Origin of the sequence: Bombilactobacillus bombi (genome assembly GCF_013607485.1) — a bacterium.
In the GTDB taxonomy this organism is placed as follows: domain Bacteria; phylum Bacillota; class Bacilli; order Lactobacillales; family Lactobacillaceae; genus Bombilactobacillus; species Bombilactobacillus bombi_A.
Map to the genome: position 1 here is coordinate 1 of NZ_SCHP01000081.1, position 3809 is coordinate 3809.

The 3809-nt window shown below is 32.3% G+C and carries 6 protein-coding genes; all 6 read right to left on the bottom strand.

Translation table 11 applies throughout. The annotated features are described in order from the left end of the window. Window positions 1–368 (bottom strand): hypothetical protein (locus EQ827_RS08120; RefSeq protein ID WP_181190487.1); only part of this gene is annotated, 368 nt, incomplete at its 3' end. 95 nt (window positions 369–463) lie between these two features. Further along, a complete protein-coding gene (locus EQ827_RS08125; protein ID WP_181190488.1) occupies window positions 464–811 on the bottom strand; it encodes a hypothetical protein in 348 nt (115 codons plus the stop codon). A gap of 368 nt (window positions 812–1179) precedes the next feature. After that, a complete protein-coding gene (locus tag EQ827_RS08130) occupies window positions 1180–1902 on the bottom strand; it encodes a hypothetical protein (RefSeq protein ID WP_181190489.1) in 723 nt (240 codons plus the stop codon). After that, window positions 1892–2752 carry an ATP-binding cassette domain-containing protein gene (locus EQ827_RS08135; RefSeq protein WP_181190490.1) on the bottom strand — a complete coding sequence of 287 codons (861 nt, stop codon included), beginning with the start codon at window positions 2750–2752 and terminating at the stop codon, window positions 1892–1894. The genes EQ827_RS08130 and EQ827_RS08135 overlap by 11 nt, the downstream gene beginning before the upstream one ends. A gap of 11 nt (window positions 2753–2763) precedes the next feature. After that, window positions 2764–3384, bottom strand: coding sequence for a hypothetical protein (locus tag EQ827_RS08140; RefSeq protein ID WP_181190491.1), 621 nt, complete (start codon window positions 3382–3384; stop codon window positions 2764–2766). Continuing rightward, a complete protein-coding gene (locus EQ827_RS08145) occupies window positions 3377–3766 on the bottom strand; it encodes a GntR family transcriptional regulator (RefSeq protein ID WP_181190492.1) in 390 nt (129 codons plus the stop codon). Before EQ827_RS08145 ends, EQ827_RS08140 begins: the two co-directional genes overlap by 8 nt. Window positions 3767–3809: the final 43 nt, after the last annotated feature.

Consider the following 3809-nt stretch of genomic DNA (forward strand, 5'->3'; position numbering starts at 1 on the left):
AACAAAAGTCCTCTAAAGGTATATTCCTCCGTAAATCCAGCAAAAACAAAAATTGCAATTTCTAATAAAAGATTTTCATCAGGATGAATGACTAATAAAAGAGTTTGTAAAAATAAAATAATAGTTAACCAGTTAATAGGAATTAACCGCCAAGAACGCTCAGTGGGACTAAAGTATATTTTAACTTTTAAAACCTTTTTATTGAGTAAATACATACTCGTCAGCATGACTAACTCATAAATTATTAGATAATACGAATTTGCTTTAAAGTATCTTCGCAAAATACCCGAAATCATCCCAATAATAAAAACCATCATCCAGGTAATTAATACTTTGGTTAAATTATTTTTGAAATTAATTTTTGTCATATATAAATTCACCTTGAAACTCAAATTAGCCCCTAGATTGAATAGCGCAAGGCACTGAATAAATCCTATCATAAGAACAGACGCTGTGCAACAAGCTAGCTAACTGCGCGTTTTTGGTTAATCCAATAAAATAAAACCATTAATGAACACATTGACCAAATTGCTAAAACTAACAAAATTATATTTCCGTATGAAATATTGACAAAAAAATTCAACCAGTCTGTAACATTGTCAGCCACAATAATAATAAAGAAAAATGCGAATGATTTTTTGTGGAAAATTAAAATAGCCAAACATCCCAACATACCTGCAATTATTCCAATTAATACTTCTAAAAATAACTTTTCACCTATGTCAATAGAAAAATTGCTTAAGAAAGTAAACTGCCAATTGTCAAAAAAGAGGCTACATACCAAGTTAACAATATTATTTCTGCTAAACATATAAACGCGCTTAAAATAACAATTATAAAAATAATTTTCGTATATGATCTCCGAGAAATATTACACTGTAGACTCAATTCAAAAATCTGATTCTCAAAAACATAAAAACTACAAATTAACGAAAAAAATAAAATAGTAATAGTATCAACTCTAGACGAGATAAAATCTCCAGATAATATCCATTGCACTAAAACTTCTAGAGTAATTAAAAGTATTGGTATAACAAGTACACTGGCTGATAAATTAAGCAAATAATGTTTTAGTAAATATTTATTTTTCATTTTATTCTCCAGTTAATCACCTATTAAGTTAGTGATAATCGCTCAAAATTATTACAAAATCTCTTACTCTTTAAAGTTACTATCCTACTACAGATTGTTCTGCTTTTTTATCACTCGAAAATGATTTGAAACAAAAGTCAACCCCATAAAAATTAGCGTAATTGCCAAGAGCATAGCTAAGATTACACAAATTCGAGTTTCATGGTCTGTATGCTCTAAAAACCTCCCAATTTGCATAAATATGTCGGTTTTAGAAGTTACCCACCCAACAATCTCATTAACACCTAACAGCCACACGCCAAAAATTGCCGTCAGCACATATTTGCCCCAAATAAAGTTATCAGTCAGCGTAAGTAATAAAACTGTTAATGAGCTATAAGCTAGAGATTCTAATACAATTAGACTTAGATTCTCCCACCATGAAGCTTGTAGTGCTATTCCCTGTAAAAATTGTAACTGGACTAACGAATTAATACTGTTAAATATCTGACAGCCACCTAGCAATAAGACCGCTAAAAACAAAGCATTCATCAGCTGAAACAATATCATCATCAAGGTATAATTACGACGAGAAACACCATACTGCAAGCTCAATTTAAAGCTCGACTTTTCTGGTCCAATGATCGTTAATACGCTATATAACAAGATCACCCCATAAACATCTAAATAAGTAGGTGTTCGCCCTCTTTTTAACTGGGGCGCCAATAGCCAAGCGACTACGATGACAAGTATCCAGCATCCTAACCACCACGCCGCAGCATGTCTAAAAAAGGGCTTTGCTTTGATTGCTAATAAGACTTTAACTTTCATTGACCTCTTCTCCTTTAGTCAAGCGAATAAAACAGGTTTGCAAGTCGACATTTTTAATTTCTATTTCTGAAGGGATCTTTTTTGCTGTTAAATTATGAACATAGACAGTCATCATATTACCAAATTCTTTGCTTTCTAAAATCTGTTGATCCGAAACCAAGGCTGTCACTGCCGCTTTAGGGCCTTGAACTAATTTAACAGATGCTGTAATTTCCTCAACATCACCTTGTGAGATGATACGCCCGTGATTTAAGATAATAGCTTTTTCAAGAATTTGTTCAATTTCTTCAATAATATGTGTTGCAATTACAAAAGTTCGCGGCTGATGGGCATACGCTTTTAATAATGCTTGGTAAAATGTTTCCCGATTGGCAGCGTCAAGCCCTAAAATCGGCTCATCTAAAAAAATATACTCGCAGGGAACACACAAAGCAGTTAACATCTTCGCAATTGTCCGATAACCAGTCGATAAGCTACGTAATTTTTTACTCGTATCCAAGTCAAATTGCTGAGCAAAATCTTGCGCCAAATCCCAATCAAATTGGCCATAAAAGCTGGCTGACATTTTCCAAAGGTCTTTCACTTTAGTACTTTGAGGATAAAGGTTATCCTCACTCATTAAAAATATTTGACTGAGAGCTAAGTCATTATTTTTCACTATTTGCCCATCAAGTAAGACTTCCCCACTATTAGCAAAAATTCGATTACTAATAATATTGAGCAAAGTGCTCTTGCCAACGCCATTACGCCCTAGTAAACCGTAAATAGTTTGTGGCACTAATTCTAAATTTAAATCTGTAAAAACAGGCTTTTTATACTTCTTATTGAGGTGCTTAATTTGTAAAGACATCTTTTTTCTCCTTACTTATATTTGACTAATTGGTCAATAACTCGTTTTCGATTACAAATAATTACTAGCAAAAAAGCTAATAAAGTACTGCCTAATAAAATAATAGTTGTAAAATTATTTAAATTTTCATTCAAAACTACAAAAAAGCTAATTAAGATGACAAATAAAAGTACTGTCAAATAATGACGTCGGTGATAAATACTAGTAAAATTACCAGCCAAACTTGCGAGTAAGATTTCTAAAATATTGCGCAGCCAATGATGACTTGTTAAAACCATGAAATGTCCTAATGTTTGCACACCAGCATGCAAATTTTGCAAAATTATACCTATTATTAAAATAATTCCATAAACAACAACAGCACTGATAATTGCACTCAATAGAATCATCATGATATAAAATTTACGTGACAAAGAATATTGTAAGCTCAACTTAAAACTCTCTTGATCTAACCAATGAAAGGTTACAAAGGGAGCAAAAAATAACAGATTATTAAAACTAGAATTAAAATCAGCTAAACTATAATTACCAAAAATGAATGCGAAAAGAAAAAATAAACAGATTATTCCAAATTCGTATGCAGCTAGATATTTTAGTTGATATTTAATAAATGCTTTTTGACTATTAGTCATCAGATGACCCTCCATCTTTATATTGGTCTTTAATTAATTGAATTAATTCTGCTTGCGAAATGTTTAATTGGCGGGCTTCTTGAACAATTTGCGTAACTTCATGATTTAAAAATTCTTGCTTTTGAGCTTGGAGAACTTTTTGCTGAGCTCCTACTTGGACAAACATCCCTAAACCTCGGCGTTTCTCTAACAAGTTGTTTTCGACTAATAAGTTCATTCCTTTTAAAACGGTGGCTGGATTAATCTGATACGCTTGCGAAATTTCAGTAGTTGAGGGAATTTGCTGACCTTCTACAAAAGTACCATCACCGATTGCTGTCCTTAATTGTTGAGCAATCTGCTGATAGATTGGGATAGTTGGATCATTTAAATTTAAATGCACGGCGTCACCTCCGCTTAGTTGGTTAATTACTGTTGTAACTAAC

Bases quoted from the DNA above. Each gene is read 5' to 3' on its own strand.
- EQ827_RS08130 (WP_181190489.1), bottom strand. From the start codon at position 1,902: ATGAAAGTTAAAGTCTTATTAGCAATCAAAGCAAAGCCCTTTTTTAGA.
- EQ827_RS08135 (WP_181190490.1), bottom strand. From the start codon at position 2,752: ATGTCTTTACAAATTAAGCACCTCAATAAGAAGTATAAAAAGCCTGTT.
- EQ827_RS08125 (WP_181190488.1), bottom strand. From the start codon at position 811: ATGTTTAGCAGAAATAATATTGTTAACTTGGTATGTAGCCTCTTTTTT.
- EQ827_RS08140 (WP_181190491.1), bottom strand. From the start codon at position 3,384: ATGACTAATAGTCAAAAAGCATTTATTAAATATCAACTAAAATATCTA.